Source organism: Coriobacteriia bacterium, assembly GCA_041658765.1.
Lineage (GTDB): Bacteria > Actinomycetota > Coriobacteriia > Anaerosomatales > JBAZZO01 > JBAZZO01.
The window spans coordinates 67722-85612 of sequence record JBAZZO010000008.1 but is presented as its reverse complement, the minus strand read 5'-3'; the positions used below and the strand labels follow the sequence as shown (position 1 = coordinate 85612).

Here is a 17891-nt window from a genome sequence, read left to right as displayed (position 1 = left end):
CGACACCGGCATCCGGGGGCTCCGCCACGTGAAGGTCACGTTCATCAGCCCGCCCTTCGGGGTGGACGGCGCCCGGTCGGCAGGCCTTCCTATCGCGCCGCCGGTCATCGAGTACATGGCGGGACTCACCGAACAGGTGCACCCGGACGCCAGGGTGACGCTCGTCGACGCGAACCGCCGTGAGTTCGACCCCGAGACGTTCGATGCGGACTTGGTCGGCATCACCGTTCTCACGCCGCAGGCTCCGTGGGCCTACCGGACCGCCGACACCCTGCGCAGTCACGGGTTCCAGGTCGTTCTCGGCGGGATGCACGTCAACGCGAATCCGGAAGAGGCGTCCGAGCATGCCGACTCCATCGTCGTCGGCGAACCGGAGACCGTGTGGGGTCGGGTGCTCGCAGACACGCGCATGCGCACGCTCAAGCCGCGCTACGACGGGCCCTTCTGCTCGCTGTCCGGACTTCCGCGCCCACGGACCGATCTGCTGCCGGACGTCTACCCCTTCGGCTCGTTCTTCACCGCCCGCGGATGTCCGCACTCCTGCGGATTCTGCAGCGTTCACGCTGCGTTCGGCCACACGGTACGGATGCGTCCTATCGACGAGGTCGTGCGAGAGGTGGCCGCGAGCGAGCGCAGGCTCTTCTTCAATGTCGACGACAACGTGTGGGGTGTGGACTTCGACCGCTCCATCGCTCTGTTCAAGGAGATGGCCAAGCAGGTCAAGGGCAAGTGGTGGTTCGGACAAGGAGACCTGGTCAGCGCGCAGCACCCGCGCGCGGACGAGATGCTGGAGGCCGCGCGGGAAGCGGGCATGGTCGCCATCATGTGCGGATACGAGTCGGACAATCCGCGCGTGTTGCGTGAGCTCCACGCGACCAGCAAGCAGGGGCGCGACCGCCTCGACGCGATCAAGCGCATCCGTTCGCACGGCATCGACGTCATGCTCTTCATGATGGTCGGCAGCCGCGAGCATCGGGCCGAGGACTTCGACGGAGTACTCGACCTCACCGATCGGCTGTGCATCTCCGCGCACCCCGTCATGACCACGCCCTTCCCGGGGACGCGCCTGCGAGACGAGTACGGGCCGTATCTGATCCCCGGGATCGGTTGGGACCGCTACGACGGCAATCACGCGACGTTCTACCATGACGATCCTGAGATGACCCCTGAAGCGCGCGAGAGAGCCGTGCGGGATCTGCGGGCCGCCCTCTTCAACTGGCCGAAGATGTTCAGGCGTGTCGGCCACATCGCGCGATCCGGGTTCCCGATGTCGCACATCGCCTCGCTGATGATCCAGTATCCGCAAGGCAGGGCGTTCAAGGAGTTCGCGCGCGATCACGAGGATCTCCAGCGGGACCCGAACGAGAAGCGGCCCTGGTGGCGCAGGCGCTCCAGAAGGTGAGGAGAGGATGTTCCGGGACCGCGCGGAGGCGGGCATAGCTCTTGCGGCGCTGCTCGGGGAGTACCGCGGAGTCGCGGGGGGGCTGATACTCGCCATCCCTCGCGGCGGTGTCGCCGTGGGCGCCGAGATCGCTCGCGCGCTGGGTCTCCCGCTCGACGTCGTCGGCGTGCGCAAGATCGGAGCCCCCGGTTACCCGGAGTTCGCGGTCGGCGCGGTCGACGAGGACGGTCGGGTGTTGCGCAACCCTTCGGCGAGCGTGCCCGACGACTACCTGCGACGACAGGCCGCCCTCGAGCACGCGGAGGTGGCGCGACGTCTCGCGCTCTATCGGGGGGATCGGACGGCCATCACGCTCGACGGCGCGGCGGTCGTGCTCGTCGACGACGGCATCGCGACCGGGCTGACCGCCCTAGCGGCGATAGGTCTGGCGCGCGACCGTGGCGCTGCGTCCGTGACGCTCGCCACACCGGTGATCGCGCCGGACGCCGCGAGGCGCCTCGCGGCGTCGGTCGACCGGCTCGTCGCCGTTCGGACACCACGCGACTTCGGGGCTGTAGGCGCGTTCTACGAGCGGTTCCCGCAGCTGACCGACGAGCAGGTCGTCGCGCTGCTGGAAGACGCGCGCGGATCCTACTGGGCCGGTGGCGCCTGACCGACCCAGATCGTGACGGTGTCGCCGCGCCGCGCCGACGCGTTGGGGATCGGATTCTGTGTGAGGACGAGGCCGTCGTCGGGGCTGACCTGGTAGTTCACGAGCACGCGAAGGTTGGCGCGCTGCAGCGTGGTCCTGGCGTCCGCCTCGGCCATGCCCCTGACGTCGGGCACGGTGACGGTATCGGGGCCCTGCGAGACCGTCACCGTGACGCGAGCGCCGGCGGCGACGGAGACGCCTCCCTGGGGGTTCTGGCTGATGACGCGTCCGCGAGTCACGGTGTCGCTGAACGCGCTCGACGTCGATGCGGTGAAGCCGGCGGCCGCGAGCGAGGCACGGGCTTCAGCGGTCGTGAGGTCCGTGACGTCGGGCACCGAGACGAGCTGGGTGCCGCGCGACACGACGAGCGTGACCGCGGTTCCCTTCGCCACCTTCTCGGCCGCTTCCGGGGTCTGGCGCATGACGGTACCCTCGGCGAACGACGTGCTGTACTCGGGCGCGATAGTGTCGAGCTGGAGTCCCGTCTCCCGCAGCGCCCGGAGCGCGTCCTCCTGAGGGAGACCGACCAGGTCGGGCACGTCGACGCTCTCGACTCCCGAGCTCACCACGATGTCGATCGAGGACTTCTTGGGGACGCGCGCCCCGACGCCCGGGTCCTGGCTGATGATGGTCCCCTTGGCGGCCTCGGGGTCGGGCGTCGTCTTGACGGTGCCGAGGGAGAGGCCGACGCCTGTGAGCGTCGAGCTCGCCTCCTGTTGCGTGAGGCCTGTGAGATCGGGGACCGCGACGGTCGACGGACCGAAGAGCCCGAGCGCCCACGCCGCAAATAGGCCGATGGCCAGGAGAGCGGCGAGCGCGAGCACCCAAGCCAGGACCTGCGGACCGCGGCGGGGCGAGCGTGCGGGGTGGCGCGCGGAATCGCGGGTCCGGCCCACGGCGGGGAGGACGGAAGTCTCGTCGATCAGCGCGGGCGTCGCGACCGGCGCGCCGGCGAGGACTCGGCGCAGGTCGTCACGCATCTCCTCAGCGGAGGTGTAGCGCTCGGCCGGGTCCTTCCGCATCGCCCTGAGGATGACGGCCTCGAGGTCCGGCGGTATCGATTCGCGGCGTCTCCGCGGCGGTCTCGGCTCCTCGTTGACCTGCTTGAGCGCGACGGCGACGGGCGTGTCTCCGTCGAAGGGCAGGACGCCCGTGGTGAGCTCGTAGAGGACGACGCCCAGGGAGTAGAGGTCGCTCGCCGGGCCCAGCGTGCGCCCCTGGGCCTGCTCGGGGCTGATGTATTGGGCGGTGCCGAGCACCGAGCCGGTCTGGGTCATGGTCGTGTTGCCCGCGCGGGCGATGCCGAAGTCCATGACCTTCACGATGCCGTCGGGAGTGAGCACGATGTTGTGAGGCTTGATGTCCCGATGGATGATGTCGTACCCGTGCGCCACGGACAGCGCCGCGCAGACCTGGGCGGCGTACTCCGCCGCCTTGCGCGGGTCGAGAGGCCCGTGTTCGGTGACGAGCGTCTTCAGGTCGGTGCCGCGCACGAACTCCATGACGATGTAGTAGGTGTCCCCCTCGCGGCCCCAGTCGTAGATGTTCACGATGTTGGGATGCGAGAGGTTCGCGGCGGCCTGGGCCTCCTGGCGGAAGCGGGCGACGAAGGCCGGGTCGGAGGCGTAGCGCGGATGGAGCACCTTCACGGCGACCGTGCGGCCGAGCGTCTCGTCGACGGCCTTGTAGACGTCCGCCATCCCGCCCGAGCCGATCTTCTCGATCGTCTTGTACCTGCGGCCGAACGTCAGGTCGTCCACGATCGCTCCCGCACCGTCTCCCCTGCTCGCATGACAGCCCCCACGACACGGATTCTACCGTATGCGCCTCTCGAGCGGGCCGGACGCGAGCGCCTCATCGCGACAGCGCCGTCTCGAGGACCCCGCGCGCTGCCGGCGCGGCGACTCTGCCGCCGACCCCGGCGCGCTCCAGCACGATCGCCATCGCCACCCTGGGGGCGCCCGCCGGCGCGAACGCGACGAACCACGCGTGCGTGGAGGAGCCCGCGCCGACCTCGGCGGTGCCCGTCTTGCCCGCGACCGCGACGCCACGGATGCGGGCGCGCGTCCCCGAGCCGTGCTCGACGACGTCGACCATGATGTCGCGCACCGTCGCGGCCGTGCGCTCGTCGGTCGCCGTCGTCCACGCGCGAGGAGCGGCTTCCGAGACGACGCGCCCGGTCCGGTCCGTCACCGACTGCACGAGGTACGGCCGCATCACCACGCCGCCGTTGCCGATGCCCGCCGCGACGAGGGCCATCTCCAGCGCGGTGGTCTGCGGGCCGGGAGGGCTGGCGTGCTCGCCGACCGGCTGACCCACCCCCGCCCACGCGAGCTCCCAGGTCGTCATCTCGTCCGGGTCGGGCATGAGCGAGGTCGAGGCGCGGAGTTCGAGAGGGACACGGCGGTCGAAGCCGAAGCGGCGCGCCTGGGCGACCAGCGCGCGCGCGCCCTCGCGGACCGCGAGCTGTGCGAAGACGGTGTTCACCGAGCGTTCGGTGGCCGAGTGCAGGTCGAGAAGCCCGTACCCGCCGCCCTCGAAGTTGGTGACGGGTGCGCCGCCGATATCGAGGCGCGCCGGCGCGGGGAAGGTGGAGCCCGGGGTCGCCACTCCGGACGCGAGGGCACCGGTGAGGGTGACCAGCTTGAACGTCGAGCCCGGCGGGTAGAGGCTCGCGATCGCCCGGTCCACGAGCGGCGCACCGGTGCCGCTCGCCGAGATCGACTCCCAGTCGCGGTCTACACGTCCCGGCGCGAACGTCGGGCTCGACGCGAGCGCGAGCACGGCGCCCGTGCGCGGGTCGAGCACGACGCACGCGCCGCGTCTGCCCGCCAACGCGCGCTGTGCGGCGCGCTGGACGCGGCTGTCGATCGTCAGGTGCGCGTCGGCGCCCGCCACAGGGACGCCGGCCGCCGCGTCCAGCGCGTCCCGCGGCGTGGCGAGCGAGCGGTGCCCGGCCAGCGAGGGGTCGAGCGAGGACTCGAGGCCCGCGCGGCCGTAGGTCGGGCTGAAGTAGCCGACGACGTGCGCGGCCAGCGATCCCTGCGGGTAGCGCCGCCGGAAGAAGGCTCCGTCCGCGACCGACTCCGCGAGCACTACGCCGTCGGCCGTGACGATGGAGCCGCGCTCCTGCGCCAGCGAGCGGGCAAGTGCACGGGTGTTGTGCGCGTTCGCCGCGAGTGCGGGAGCCGCGAGCACCTGCAGATACGTGAGGTTCGCCACGAGCGCGAGCAGCAGGGCGGCGATCCCGCCGGCGACGAAGGTGAGCCTGCGTCCGAGCGCGGCGCCGCTCATGGTGCCCGTCACGTTCGCCGGACGCGGCCCGACGGCGGCGTCCCCCGCCCGCATCAGGAGCGCGACGAGGACGAAGTTGGCGAGTACCGAGGACCCTCCGTAGCTGACGAACGGGAGGGTGATGCCGGTCAGCGGGATGAGACGCGTGACGCCTCCCACGATCACGAACGTCTGCAGCCCGAAGGTCGCCACCAGTCCCGCCGCGGTGAGGGCGGCCATATCCGAGCGCGCTCTCACGGCCGTCGCAAGGCCTCGCAGGCACACGACGAGGTACGCCGCGAGAAGTCCGGCGGCTCCGAGCAAGCCGAGCTCCTCGCCGATCGCCGAGAAGACGAAGTCGGTCTCCACGAAGGGTATGCGCCCCGGCATGCCCTTCCCGAGACCGGTGCCGGTCATCCCTCCCGCGGCGAGCGCGAACAGGGACTGGACGAGCTGATAGCCTTTCCCGTCGGCGTCGGCGAAGGGCGCGAGCCAGATGGCGATACGCGTCTGCACGTGTCCGAAGGCCGCATAAGCTCCGGCGGCTCCGACCGCGAACAGCAGGATACCGGTCACCACGTAGGCGGGCCGGCCCGTGGCGACGTAGACCATCACCAGGAAGATGCCGAAGAAGAGCAGGCTCGAGCCGAGGTCCTTCTCAAGCACGAGTACGGCGAGAGAGACGGCCCACATGGCCAGCATCGGCCCGAGATGGCGGCCGGCGGGCACCCACATCCCCGCGATGCGACGCGTCGAGACGGAGAGCACCTCGCGGTTCTCGGCTAGGTATGCGGCGAGGAAGAGGACGAGGAGCACCTTGGCGATCTCCGCCGGCTGGAACGAGAGACCGCCCACGCGCAGCCAGAGCTTGGCCCCGTTGACCTCCTTGCCGACCGCGGCGGGGAGCAGCAGCAGCGTGAGGCCGGCGAGCATCACCGTGTACTTGTAGCGCGCGACACGTTCGAGCGAGGGGACGAGCGCGAGGGTGGCGACGAGCACGCCGACACCCACGGCGACCCACAGCGTCTGGCTCGCCGCGAGCCGGGCGTCGAGCCTCGTGACGACCGCGAGCCCGATGCCGCACAGGAGGAAGACGACCGGGAGCGTCACAGGGTCCGCCTCGGGCGCCCAGCGCCGCGCCGCGAGGTGCGCGACGCAGAACGCGAGGAAGAGGCCACCGGGGACCGACAGGTCGCTCCACCCGACCGAGGAGCGCGCGGCCCCGTGCACCAGCGCGAACGCGAGCATCACCGCCGGAGCCGCGGCGAGCATCAGCAGGAGTTCGGAGGTCCGCCGCTGGCGCATGGGGGCCGGTCTCACGGTGCGGCGGACGCCGATGCGACGAGCGCGCGCAGGTCTTCCGCCACGCGACGCGCCTCGGCGAGGTCGCGGACGACGAGCCCCATGCGCAGTCGCTGGGCCATCACCGGGTCGGCCGACGCGACCGCGTCGAGCGCGAGCGTGGTCTCCTGCTCGCGCCAGTCGAGACGGATGCCGGCGAAGCTGCCGGGCAGTCCGCGGTGGATCACCACCACGCCGGACTCGGCGGTCAGGTAGGCGCGGGAGCGGGCGTAGGTGTAGGCGCCCAACGAGCCCGTGACGACGATCGCCGCGGCGACGACCGCCCACAGGCCCGCCGCCCACCAGCGTCGCACCGAGTTCCGGCGCTCCGAGGCGCGCTCCGGGCCCGTCTCCGCGATGTCGACGACGACGACGGTCACGTTGTCGTACCCGCCGCCGAGCAGGGCCTCCGCGACGAGTGCGCGCGCGACGTCCTTGGGGTCGGGGAAGGCCGCGACCAGGGCCTCGATCCGATCGTCGGTGAGCATCGCGTGAAGGCCGTCGGTACACAACAGGAGGCGGTCGCCGGGACCCGCGTCGAGCTCGTGGGTGTCCGCCGGCATCTCGGGGTCGGAGCCGAGAGCCCGTGTGACCACGCTGCGGTTGGGGTGGTGACGGGACTCCTCCTCGGTCAGCTCGCCCCGGCGCACGAGGTCCGCGACCATCGAGTGGTCTCGTGTGATCCGCTGGAGCCGGCCGTGTGCGAAGAGGTACGCGCGGCTGTCGCCGGCGTGCGCGAGGACGATGTGGGTCCCCTCGACCATCGCCGCGGTGAGCGTCGTCCCCATCCCCGCGCGCCCGTGCCCGCGCTCGGCGGCCTGGATGACCGCGACGTTCGCGGCGCGCACGGCGCGCCCGAGCGCTCTCGCGTCGGCCCGCCGTGGCGCCGAGGCGAGCAGCGTGTCGATCGCGATGCGGCTCGCGACCTCGCCGGCCTGGTGGCCGCCGAGGCCGTCGGCTACGGCGAACAGGGGCGGCTCGGCTAGGTACGAGTCCTCGTTCGCCGAGCGCACTCTACCGACGTCGGTGAGGGCGGCATAGCGTGGATGCGCCTCCCGGCGCGAGCCGGTCATCGCCTCTCGACCTTGATCCGGACGCGGCCGAGCTCGACGACGTCGCCCGGTCCCACGGGCGTCGGGCGGTCCACCCGGGCGCCCGACAGCGACGTCCCGTTCGTGGAGCCGAGGTCCTCGAGCACGGCCCCCTGTCCCTCCGGGCGCACGACGGCGTGCTTCGCCGAGAGGAAGTCGTCGGAGATGACGAGGTCCGCCTCGGGGGAGCGCCCCACGACGATCGGCTTGATCAGCGGCATACGCACGCCGACGGAAGCCTTCGGTCCCGCGGCGACGAGGAGCGAGAGTTCTCCGGGGCAGGCCGCGGCGGCTTCGCGCACGGCGCCCATCCCCGCGCGCACCGCGGCGAAGAGGAAGAGGTAGACCAGCGCGAGCAATACGATCCTGCCGAAGAGCAGCACGATGTCGACCACCGCTACCCCCTCGGCTCGTGATAGACGAGACGCGTGAGGCCGATCTCGATCACGTCGCCGTCGCGCAGGCGCTCACGCTGGACCGGGACGCCGTTGAGGAGGGTGCCGTTCGTGGAGTCGAGGTCGGCGACCGTCCAGCCGTCGCCCTCGCGCTCGAGGACCGCGTGCCTGCGGGATGCGTTCACATCCGAGAGGCAGATGTCGCAAGCGTTGAGGCGTCCGATCACCAGGCGCTCACCCCGAAGCACCACGTCGTGGTTGACCTCGCCGACGGTGACGGTCGCGAGATCGCGCAGAGGATGGCCTCCCGAAGGCTCGACCTCCACCGTGCGCCGGCGGCGCGCGGGCATCGACACGGGATCACGGAGGTCCTCTTCAGGCGCGGACTCGTCGTCCGTCGCGGCGAGTTCGGCGCTCACGCGGAAGCGGCCGAGGCGCAGGTCCTCGTGGACGGTGAAGGCGATCGCGGGCTTCGTGGCGAGGTGATACCCGCGTTCGCTCGCGTGCCCGGCGAGGTATCTGGCCAGCTCGCTCGAGAGAGTGACGGTGAAGGAGCCGAGCTTCTCGGCGTCCTCGCCGGAGAGCGCGACCCGATACGAGAGAGGCGCGTAGACGCGGCCGACCCCGACGGTGCGCCCGTCGTCCATCGCCTTGGCGAGCGCCTTCGCGATCTCGGCGGGCTGGACCGGCGAGCGGAACGCGCCGGCGAAGACGCCCTCGACCGCGCGCGCGACGCGATCCTCGAAGTCGGAAAGCAAGCTCATGCGGGCTTAGCGGCCCTCCTCCGCGCGCCGGACGGCGCGCCTCCGATCGGCTCCCCGCACGGGACCGATCCCGGCGGCGAACACCACAGCGACCAGTATAGATGAGCCGGCGAGCTGGCGGACGACGCCGGGGTTGGGCCAGCGCAGCGGCGGCCCTATCAGCGACCACGCCCGGTAGGAGGCGAGCATGACGCCGAGGCCCGCCAGCACCGCGATCGCGGCGAGGATGCGCGACCCGCGGCGGGAGGCGAAGGCGACGATCGCGGCGGCTGCGGCCCAGGCCAGCGCCGCCAGCGCGGGTCCCGGTCCGCGCACGAGGCCGAGGAGGTTCTCTCGCATGACTCCGGCCGCCCAGGGGTCGGCGAGCAGCCGCAGGTCGAGCACGAGGTACGGCGCGCGGCCGCCGGACGCCGCGGAGGCGACCATGGCGACCGCCGCCGCGCAGCCCCCGGCGATCGCGGCGTCTACCGGCTCGCCGGAGAGCCCGACGAGAAGCGGCACCGCGGGCGCGGCCCAGACCGATCCGAGCAGCGGGGCGGCGACCGGGGCGATGGCGCTGCCGGTCCCCCGACGCCCGAGGACGAGCCAGTAGGCGGCCGCCGGGACCGCGAACGCCAGACCCGGCAGGATCCCCGCCGTGAAGAGCCCCGCGGAGAACGCGGCGAGGGCGAGCGCGAGACCAAGCCCAGGCGCCAGCGCGGCGGCGAGAGCCACGAGGCCGGCGCCTCCCCATACGGCGGCGTTACCGAGCGGGTAGGCGGCCAGTCCCGCCCAGGCGAGCCAGAGGCACGCCAACGCCGCCGAGACCCTGCGCGCGGCGCCGGCGCGGCGCGCGAGACGGGCTGCGAGAGACTCGCGTTCCGGGACGTGTCCCTCCTCCTCGAGCAGATCGCGTACGGTCGCCGCGAGCGTCGCGCGTCCAGCCGCGGCGTCGCCGAGGTGCGGCAGGAGCTCGGCGGCGAAAGTCGCCACGTCGGCGAAGCGGTCGCCCGCGTCCGGGGCGAGCGCGACGAGGACGGCGTCGTCGACGAGCGGCAGCAGCGTCGGCTCGAACTCGGACGGAGGCGGGACCTCGGTGACGGTCGCCTTGAAGAGAGCGCCTTCCGCGGTGTCCGCCGCGAGAGGCTCTTCACCAGTGAGCGTGACGTATGCCAGGGCCGCGAACGCCCACTGGTCCGCGCTCGCGTCGAGTGTCTCGCCGCGCAGCTGTTCGGGAGGCATGAACCCCAGCGTGCCTCCGGAGCCCGACGCCCCGCCGCCGAGGCCCTCGAGCGCGGAGACCCCGAAGTCCGCCACCTTGACGCGGCCGTCGCGGTCGACGAGCACGTTCTCGGGCTTGATGTCGAGGTGGAGCACGCCGTTGTCGTGCGCGTGGTCGAGCGCGTCGGCCACCGCGCCGAGGACCGCCGCCGCCTCGTCGACGTCGAGCGGACCTTCGGCGTCGTCGAGCAGGTCGGCGAGCGTGACCCCCTCGACGTGCTCCATGATGAGGTACGCTGCGTCGTCGTCCGTCTCCCACTCGTGGACGGTCACGACGTTCGGGTGCGCGAGCAGCGCGGTGGTGCGCGCCTCCGCGAGGCCGGTCGTGTCTGTTCGCGAGCGCCTCGGCAGCGGGAGGCGCTTTATCGCGACGCGGCGAGCCATCCTGGTGTCGTACGCCAGCGTGACCGAGCCGTGCCCGCCCTCGCCGAGTTCGGCGAGCGGCCGGTACCGCCCAAGGATGAGGTCCTGCTCCATCCGGCCTCCGCGTCGTCGTTCGTCCCCGAGATTGTACCGCGCCGCGGCGAAGGGGCATTCGGGTACGAACGGATGGACACGGCAGCGCTCAGCGGAGGCGAAGATGGCGGACCGGCCGGGACTTGCGATCGGGGGTATGCGCCGCGTGCGGCTCCTGTCACTTGCGTCCCGAGGGACACCGCGGGTCTGCCGTGCGGGGCGTGCCATCGGCCTGGAGTCGCCTTCCGCGATGCGCGCTTCCGCCATCCGGGCCTGAGGAACACTCATCACTTGCGAGGCGGCGCGATCCGTCGCTTGATCGTCACCTTGAACGTCGAGCCCTTACCGGGCTCCGACTCGACGTCCACGTGCCCGCCGAGCATCTCCGCCAGGTGTTTCGCGATGCTCAGGCCCAGCCCCGTGCCCCCGGGCTTGACGTGACCCTCTTTCGCGAACTGCTGGAACGCGTCGAAGGCCTGTGCCGTCTGCTCCGGCGTCATGCCGTAGCCCGTGTCGCGGATCGTGACGGTGAATGTGGTGCGCGTCGACTCGGCCGACGCCGCCACGGTCCCCGAGTCCGTGTACCTGATCGCGTTGCTCAGCAGGTTCACGAGGATGGCCCTGAGCTTCGCCTCGTCGGTCCGCAAGACGATGCGGCGGTTCGGCGGCTCGCAGGTCAACTCGAGATGCTTGGCGCGCGCGAGCGGTTCGAAGAGGTCCACGACCCCGCGGACGATGTCCGCCGCGACGAACTCCGTCGGCTCCACGGGCATCGCCCCGGCCTCGATCTTCTCCAGGTCGAGGATGTCCGAGATGGTCGCGAGGAGCCGGTCGCCGGAGGTCCGGATCATCTGGATCTGCCGCCTCTGCTCTTCGCTCAGTTCGCCAGCGAGGCCGCCCAGCAGCACGCCCGAGAAGCCGATGATCGAGTTGAGCGGTGTCCGCAGTTCGTGGCTCATGTTCGCGAGGAAGATGTCCTTGATGTGGACGGCCTCAGCGAGTTGCACGACCGTCGTTGCCAGAGATGCGGTGCGCTCCTCCACGAGCGCCGCGGTGAGCCGGTCGCGGTTCGCGCGCTCGAAGATGAGCGTGACCACCACGGCCAGCTTGCGGCAGAAGTCCAGTTCGGCGGAGGAGAACGTACGAGGCTCGCCGGAGAACGTGAACCGCACGGCGCCTGCGAGCTTCCCGTCCAGAGCCAGGACGGGGAGGGTGAGCAGGGAGCCCGTTGCGGTATCGCCAGGCCCGCCGCGGGCTGACAGTCCTCCCGTGTTCTCGAGGAGGACCTCACCGGTCTTGTAGTGGCGCAGCCCGAGCCGCTTCGCCTCGGCCGACGAGTAGGGCGCGTGGGGCGCGAGCACGGCGCCCCTTCCCCGGGGTCGCGGGAACTCGATCCGCAGACACCATTCATTGTTCTCATAGTCGAGCCAGAGGGCACGGTCCGCCCCGAGTGCCGCCACCGCCTCGCCGAGCAGGGTTCGCCCCGCGGTCCCGGGGTCCGTGGATTCTTGGAAAGCCAGGGCGATCCGGTTGATGGCCTCGCTGTTGCGCCACATGGTCTCGAGCTCGGCCTGGTAGGTTCGCAGCGCGTTCACGTCCTGGAGCGTCACCACGACGCCGGTGGTCTCACCCGCAGCCGTCTGATAGGGGCGGACCACCAGCTGGTACCAGATCCCCTTCTCGTCGGCGACCTCCCGCTCGACCGGCTCATCGCGGGCCAGTACGTCGCGTAGGATCTTCTCGAAGTCGGAGATCCTCAGCCGCGACCGGATGTCCGCGAACGGTCGGCCGACGTCGCCGGGGATCAGGTGGAAGATCTCCGCGGCCTGCGCGGTGTAGCGGCGGATACCCAGGTCCCTGTCGAGCATGACGATCGGGATGTCCACGCTCGTTAGCAGGTTGCCCAGGTCGTCGTTGTTGGCGCCGAGTTCCCGGTTGCGGGACTGAAGCTCGTCGTTGAGCGTGGTGAGCTCCTCGTTGGCGGACTGCAACTCCTCCTTGGCGGTCTCGAGTTCCTCGTTGACGCTCTGAAGTTCCTCGTTGCTCGACTGGATCTCCTCGCTGGCCGCCCGGAACTCCTCGTTCGCTGCTTCGTTTCGGCGGTCTCTTGCCTTGAGCCGCTCGCGTGTCGCCTCGAGCTCCTGGCGAAGGAAGGGGATCTCGTCCGGGTGCCCGGGGCTGCCGCCCGCGTCGCCGTTGCGGGCATCGGCCTGTTCCAGCATGATCAAGAAGGTCGGCTGTTCGCACCCGGGGTCGATGGGCACCACGACCAGGTCCTTCGCCGTGCTGCCCTTCTCGGTCTTGAGATGCAAGCGGGCGCGCCGCGCGGGCGCCTGCGTGCGCGTGCACTCTTCGACCGCGGACTCGACCGCGGTCGACAAACCTTCGCTCGCCATGCTGCGGAGGTCGAGGCTGGCGACTCCGGCCCGGGGGCGAAGATAGTCGCCGGCATCGCCCCGCAACTGCAGGACGCGCAGGTCGCCGTCGACCACGATCGCCGCCGGTGAGTAGCGCTCGAGCAGCAGTTCGTCGACGCTGCCCTGGGGGCCGACGGTGGGTGCGTCGGCCGGCCGCGGGTTCCTACCCGCTTCGACCGAACCTCCCGCTGCCCGGTGGCTCGGACCCCTTCTCCCCAGGATCGGCACGGGCGATTCGTGCTTGTTGCGGACGAACATGCTCTTGGACTTCGCGCGGCCGAAGAGTTTCGGGGCGCTGGTCACTCCTTCCGAGGGGCCGAGGAAGAGGATCCCCTCGTCGAGCAGTGCGTAGTGGAAGATCGACAGCACGCGCCGCTGCAGGGCCGTGTCCATGTAGATGAGCACGTTGCGGCACGAGATCAGGTCCAGGTGCGCGAAAGGCGGATCGGCGGTCATGTCGTGGCGCGCGAACACACATGCTTCCCGCACGCTCTTGCACACCTCGTAGCCGGTCCCAGCCGGGGAGAAGAACCGGGCGAGGCGCTCGGGGGTGACCTCGTTCTCGATCCCGGCGGGGTAGAAGTCGTGTCGCGCGAGGACGAGGTCGTCCTCCCTCAGATCCGACGCGAAGACCTGGATGGAGCGGCTCGAGCCGATCGACTCGAGGTACTCGACGAGGACCATGACGATAGAGTAGGCCTCTTGCCCAGTCGCGCAGCCGGCGACCCAGACCCTCACCGGTCGCGTGACCAGGGGGTCCCCGATGATGCGCGGGAAGACCTCGGTCTTGAGCGTCTCGAAGGCGGCAGGGTCCCGGAAGAACGAGGTGACCCGCACGAGGACGTCGCGAAGGAGAAGCGCAGCCTCGTCCGGATCCGCTTCGAGCAAGCGAAGATAGTCGGCACGCGTGTCCACGTGCCTCATGGCCATCCTCCGCCCGAGCCTGCGGACCATCGTGGGCCGCTTGTAGTTCGTCAGGTCGAGCCCGGAGACCTCCCGCAGCCGCGCGAAGATGGCGTCGAGATCGTCTACCTGCCGCTCGCCGTCTTTCCCTACCGTCTTGGACGTCGCTTTCTCGCGAAGGTAGGGATGGAGCGCCAACCGCCCGATCTCGGCGGCGATCCCCGGGACGTCGAGGACGAGGTCGGCGACCCCGGCGTCGATGGAGCTCTGCGGCATGCTCGGGAAGGCGGCGGTCGCGGGGTCCTGCACGAGCCCGATGCCGTTCGCCGCCCTGATGGCGGCGAGGCCGCGGACGCCGTCGGAAGCTGCGCCCGACAAGACCACGCCGATGGCCCGGTTGCCGTACTCGCGAGCGAGCGACTCCATGAACACGTCGATGGTCAGGCTGGGAGTCCGGCCCCCCGGGCGCGGGCTCAGCGCGAAGACGCCGCCGCGCACGCGCATCTGGGTGTCCGGCGGGATGACGTACACGTGGTCCGCCTCGACAGGCATGCCCTCCTCGACCTGGGTCACGGGCATAGGTGTCTGGCGGCTGAGGATCTCGGCGAGGTTGCTGGCGTGGGACGGTTCAAGGTGCTGCACGAGGACGAACGCGAGTCCGGTGTGGGCGGGGAGCCCGGACAGAAGGGTGCTGAGGGCCTCCAAGCCCCCGGCGGAAGCGCCGATGCCGACGACAGGGACCACGGAACCCGGAGCCTTCGCTCGGTGCTTCGTCGCGAGTTGCGATGCACTCACGAGGGTCTCGTTTCGTCGGCTGCATAGCGGCGCAGGGTACAGACGGCGCGGGGAAGCGCCGTACGTGAGGTTCTATACCCACTTCGGCGGCGAGGACTCTACCTAGTGACGATCCGGGTCCTCGCGCTCGCCACCGCGCTGTATCTCGTGTCGAGCGGTGAGTACCAGCGCCAATGGGTGGTGCCGGCAGCAGAGAAAGCGACCCGGCGTGAGACCCGGCCGTAGGTGTTCGTATACAGGGTGGCGTACGTCGACCAGGTCGTGCCGTTGGCGCTGCGCTGGAGGAGTACGCGCTTGGATGTGATCGCCGCGCCGGTCGGAGCACGCAGTGTCGCCCCGAACGTGCAGTAGGCCACCCCACGGCTGCGGGTCAGCGTGTACAGGCTACCCGTCGGCGTCTTGGTGATGGCCGGCGTCACGCGAGTGGGCGTGGGCGTGTCGTTGTAGGTCGCCGCCCCGTTGACGCCTGCAAGGCCGTTGCCCGCTCCCGAAGAATCGAGGAAGGTCCTCGAGCCGGAAGCCTCGTCGAAGTGCCAGAGGGCGAGCGTGTTCGCATCCGTGGCGAACGGGGCACTCCGCACGGTGTACGAACCGCCGGAGTAGCGGACACACCTCGATATCCGCGTCTCCTCCAGCCACCCGGGGAAGGGGTTGATCCCCATGTATCCGCCGATGTTGAGTGCGCTCGACGAGTTCGGGATCCCCGGGGTCCACTCGACGGCGGAGCTTTGGGACACGCGGCTGCCGTCGAGGTAGATCGCCATGAGATCCGTGTCGGCCGTGCTCTCGTTGTCGAAGACGGCGGCCAGATGATGCCACCCGGTCGCAAGGGTGACGTTGTGATAGATGTAGGTGTAGCTGCTGCCCGGCCCCGTCCACAGCCTGAAGATGATCCGGTCCTCATCGCCGTTCACGTTGAGGAGGATGTAGACCGAATAGGCCCCGTTCTTGTGGAACAGGGTCCCCGTCCGAGACCCGGCCGAGTCGGAGACGCTGAACATCGTCTCGAGAGTGAAGTCAGCGCTCGCGCCGGTACCGACGTCGTAGGCCGAGCGGTCCGTTCCGGCCACGTAGTCGTCGACGCCATCCAGCGCAAGGACCGACGAGCCCTGCAGCCCCTGCGCCCATGCGGGACATGCGAGTGCGAGTACCAGCGCTATCGCCAGCGCCATAGCCGTCAGAGCATCTCCCAAGATCTTGCGTGAGCGTCTTGCGGCCACCGTGTGTATCGCCGACATCTGTCCGCCCTCCTGCCTGGGATCTCGAATATGACGATATAGAATTTTACCAAGAAGCAGGCACACTTCGCTGATGTCGATCTGAGGTTTCCAAGCCCTACGACCCCAACTCCTCGTCTTTACGCTGTTCAGACGCGATGGTAGGATTTCAATTCCACGCACGCGGGTGTGGCGGAATGGCAGACGCGCATGGTTCAGGTCCATGTGGGGGCAACCCCGTGAAGGTTCAACTCCTTTCACCCGCACCACAGCCATGAACAGGGGTTTCGTCCGAGTCGGCGGAGCCCCTGTCGTTCTTCGGTGGGGGCGGCGAGGTCGGACGGATCCGCGGACGAACGTATCGAGAGTAGAGGGAGGTGGGCGGGTGGCTGTCGGCTCCGCCCGCTACGAACTGTTCCGTGAAGTGGGGCGCGATCTGTTCCTCGCGGGATCCGTGACCGCTCGGCACGGCAACCTCTCCGTGCGGGTCGATGACCGGATCATCATCACTCGCTCCGGCTCGATGCTGTCGAGGCTCGAGCCGCACGACCTGATCGAGACGGGCATGGAGCCGGGATCGTCGGACGAGGGCTGCAGTCGTGAGCTCGTCGTGCACCGCGCCGTGTACCACGCGACCGATGCCCGCGCGATCTGTCACGCGCACCCGCCGCACACGATGTTCCGCTCGCTGGTCGAAGACGAGATCGTCCCGCTCGACTCCGAGGCGGGATGCGTGATCGGCTCGGCGATACCGGTGCTGGTCCCCGAGGTGAAGATCGGCTCCGCGGAAGCCGCACGCATGCTTGCCGAGGCGTTGCGTGCCGTGCCGGTCGCGGTCCTTCGCACGCACGGGCCTTTCGCCATCGGTGAGACGCTCTGGGACGCGTGGGGCATGGTCGGCGTGCTCGAGGAGTCGTGCCACATCCTGAACCTTCGCGATGCGACGGGGCTGCGGCTGCTCTAGGGTTCTTCGGCGTCCGCCGTCTGCTAGCATGGACCTCGCGTTGTTCCGAGATGAAGAGAGGTCAAAGCGCCATGTCATGGGGTCTTGAGAACCGCCTGTCCCGCATACTGAAGCCGGAAGACGGCCGCACCGTCATGCTCGCCGTCGATCACGGCTACTTCCTGGGCCCCACCACGGGTCTCGAGAAGCCGGAACTCTCGGTGATGCCGCTCGCGCCGTACGCCGACACTCTCATGCTGACACGTGGAGTCCTGCGGCAGTGCATCGACTCGACGACCACTGCGCCGATCGTGCTGCGCGTCTCCGGCGGCAACAGCGTCCTCGAGGACGATCTCTCGAACGAGACGATCATCACGAGCACCGAGGAGTGCATCCGCATGAACGCCGCGGGCATGGCGCTCTCGATCTTCGTGGGCTCGCCGCACCAGCACCAGACGATCGCGAATCTCGCGAAGCTGGTCGACGCGGGTGAGCGCTATGGCATACCGGTGATCGCCGTGACCGCGGTGGGCAAGGACATGGTCCGCGATGCGCGGTACTTCGCGCTCGCCAGCCGGATCGGCGCGGAGATGGGCGCCCACATCGTCAAGACCTACTACTGCGAGGACTTCGAGCGCGTCACCGGCACCTGTCCGGTGCCGATCGTCATGGCCGGGGGCAAGAAGCTTCCGGAGCGCGAAGCGCTCGAGATGACCGCGAGGGCGATAGCGGGCGGCGCCGCCGGCGTCGACATGGGGCGCAACATCTTCCAGTCGGATTCCCCGATCGGCATGATCAAGGCGGTCAGAGCGGTGGTCCACGGCAACGCATCCGTGGATGACGCCTACGCGGTCTACATGGATGAAAAGACGACAGCCGGCGTGACCGGTCCGCGTTCCGGTGCGTCCGCCGTGGCCGCTGACGACTCCCGCAAGGTCTGACC

Annotated in this window: 12 protein-coding genes and 1 tRNA gene; 5 read left to right on the top strand and 8 right to left on the bottom strand. The window is 70.0% G+C overall.

Going from position 1 to position 17891, the window contains the following annotated elements:
* Nucleotides 1-28: 28 nt before the first annotated feature.
* Both WC971_06450 and WC971_06445 read left to right on the top strand, forming a co-directional pair.
* Nucleotides 29-1402 (top strand): radical SAM protein, encoded by a 1374-nt coding sequence (locus tag WC971_06450; GenBank protein MFA5844452.1) that lies wholly within the window; start codon nucleotides 29-31, stop codon nucleotides 1400-1402.
* Between the two features lie 7 nt (nucleotides 1403-1409).
* Nucleotides 1410-2054, top strand: coding sequence for a phosphoribosyltransferase family protein (locus WC971_06445; protein MFA5844451.1), 645 nt, complete (start codon nucleotides 1410-1412; stop codon nucleotides 2052-2054).
* On the opposite strand, the gene pknB is transcribed toward WC971_06445, so the two are convergent.
* The 8 genes from pknB to WC971_06405 all read right to left on the bottom strand — a co-directional run bounded on the left by pknB (nucleotide 2033) and on the right by WC971_06405 (nucleotide 16026).
* Nucleotides 2033-3853, bottom strand: a complete 1821-nt coding sequence (gene pknB, locus WC971_06440) for a Stk1 family PASTA domain-containing Ser/Thr kinase (protein MFA5844450.1) — start codon at nucleotides 3851-3853, stop codon at nucleotides 2033-2035. The genes WC971_06445 and pknB overlap by 22 nt on opposite strands.
* A 94-nt stretch (nucleotides 3854-3947) precedes the next feature.
* A complete protein-coding gene (locus WC971_06435; protein MFA5844449.1) occupies nucleotides 3948-6671 on the bottom strand; it encodes an FtsW/RodA/SpoVE family cell cycle protein in 2724 nt (907 codons plus the stop codon).
* 11 nt (nucleotides 6672-6682) lie between these two features.
* Nucleotides 6683-7780, bottom strand: a complete 1098-nt coding sequence (locus tag WC971_06430; protein ID MFA5844448.1) for a Stp1/IreP family PP2C-type Ser/Thr phosphatase — start codon at nucleotides 7778-7780, stop codon at nucleotides 6683-6685.
* A complete protein-coding gene (locus WC971_06425; GenBank protein ID MFA5844447.1) occupies nucleotides 7777-8193 on the bottom strand; it encodes an FHA domain-containing protein in 417 nt (138 codons plus the stop codon). Before WC971_06425 ends, WC971_06430 begins: the two co-directional genes overlap by 4 nt.
* 2 nt (nucleotides 8194-8195) lie before the next feature.
* Nucleotides 8196-8957 (bottom strand): DUF3662 and FHA domain-containing protein, encoded by a 762-nt coding sequence (locus WC971_06420; GenBank protein MFA5844446.1) that lies wholly within the window; start codon nucleotides 8955-8957, stop codon nucleotides 8196-8198.
* Nucleotides 8958-8963: 6 nt separating this feature from the next.
* The gene (locus WC971_06415; GenBank protein MFA5844445.1) at nucleotides 8964-10694 is read right to left on the bottom strand and encodes a serine/threonine-protein kinase; all 1731 of its coding nucleotides are present in this window, start codon (nucleotides 10692-10694) and stop codon (nucleotides 8964-8966) included.
* Nucleotides 10695-10960: 266 nt separating this feature from the next.
* A complete protein-coding gene (locus WC971_06410) occupies nucleotides 10961-14737 on the bottom strand; it encodes a chemotaxis protein CheB (protein ID MFA5844444.1) in 3777 nt (1258 codons plus the stop codon).
* 149 nt (nucleotides 14738-14886) lie between these two features.
* The gene (locus WC971_06405) at nucleotides 14887-16026 is read right to left on the bottom strand and encodes a LamG-like jellyroll fold domain-containing protein (protein MFA5844443.1); all 1140 of its coding nucleotides are present in this window, start codon (nucleotides 16024-16026) and stop codon (nucleotides 14887-14889) included.
* A gap of 162 nt (nucleotides 16027-16188) precedes the next feature.
* Here WC971_06405 and WC971_06400 point away from each other — a divergent pair.
* The 3 genes from WC971_06400 to lsrF all read left to right on the top strand — a co-directional run bounded on the left by WC971_06400 (nucleotide 16189) and on the right by lsrF (nucleotide 17889).
* Nucleotides 16189-16274, top strand: a tRNA-Leu gene (locus WC971_06400).
* 116 nt (nucleotides 16275-16390) lie between these two features.
* Nucleotides 16391-16969 carry a class II aldolase/adducin family protein gene (locus WC971_06395; GenBank protein MFA5844442.1) on the top strand — a complete coding sequence of 193 codons (579 nt, stop codon included), beginning with the start codon at nucleotides 16391-16393 and terminating at the stop codon, nucleotides 16967-16969.
* Between the two features lie 50 nt (nucleotides 16970-17019).
* Nucleotides 17020-17889 carry a 3-hydroxy-5-phosphonooxypentane-2,4-dione thiolase gene (lsrF, locus tag WC971_06390; GenBank protein MFA5844441.1) on the top strand — a complete coding sequence of 290 codons (870 nt, stop codon included), beginning with the start codon at nucleotides 17020-17022 and terminating at the stop codon, nucleotides 17887-17889.
* Nucleotides 17890-17891: the final 2 nt, after the last annotated feature.

Coding starts and splice junctions, on each gene's coding strand:
- WC971_06430 (MFA5844448.1), bottom strand. CDS start 7,780: ATGACCGGCTCGCGCCGGGAGGCGCATCCACGCTATGCCGCCCTCACC.
- WC971_06445 (MFA5844451.1), top strand. CDS start 1,410: ATGTTCCGGGACCGCGCGGAGGCGGGCATAGCTCTTGCGGCGCTGCTC.
- WC971_06415 (MFA5844445.1), bottom strand. CDS start 10,694: ATGGAGCAGGACCTCATCCTTGGGCGGTACCGGCCGCTCGCCGAACTC.
- WC971_06420 (MFA5844446.1), bottom strand. CDS start 8,957: ATGAGCTTGCTTTCCGACTTCGAGGATCGCGTCGCGCGCGCGGTCGAG.
- lsrF (MFA5844441.1), top strand. CDS start 17,020: ATGAAGAGAGGTCAAAGCGCCATGTCATGGGGTCTTGAGAACCGCCTG.
- WC971_06405 (MFA5844443.1), bottom strand. CDS start 16,026: ATGTCGGCGATACACACGGTGGCCGCAAGACGCTCACGCAAGATCTTG.
- WC971_06435 (MFA5844449.1), bottom strand. CDS start 6,671: ATGCGCCAGCGGCGGACCTCCGAACTCCTGCTGATGCTCGCCGCGGCT.